Origin of the sequence: Streptomyces katrae, assembly GCF_000966975.1 — a bacterium.
GTDB classification, from domain to species: domain Bacteria; phylum Actinomycetota; class Actinomycetes; order Streptomycetales; family Streptomycetaceae; genus Streptomyces; species Streptomyces katrae.
In genome coordinates this window covers 1-217 of the sequence record NZ_JZWV01001846.1, presented here as the reverse complement: position 1 = coordinate 217, position 217 = coordinate 1, and the positions used below count along the sequence as shown (strand labels likewise).

Annotated in this window: 1 protein-coding gene; it reads left to right on the top strand. The window is 72.8% G+C overall.

The genetic code is table 11. From position 1 onward, the window contains the following. Positions 1–215 (top strand): isoamylase early set domain-containing protein (locus tag VR44_RS40790; protein ID WP_045952762.1); only part of this gene is annotated, 215 nt, incomplete at its 5' end. Positions 216–217 lie beyond the last annotated feature (2 nt).

Genomic DNA, 217 nt, shown 5'->3' with positions numbered 1-217 from the left:
CCCCCGCCGGGCCGGTGAGCGTGGTCGGGGACTTCAACCACTGGAACCCGCTCGCGCACCCCCTGACGCCCCAGGGCGACGGCACCCGCACCGCCAGCGTCGCCCTCCCCGCACACAGCACCCACTCCTTCCGCTACCTCGCCGCCGGCGACTACTGGTTCAACGACGACACCGCCGACAGCCACGACGGCCCCAACAGCCGCATCCACACCTGACC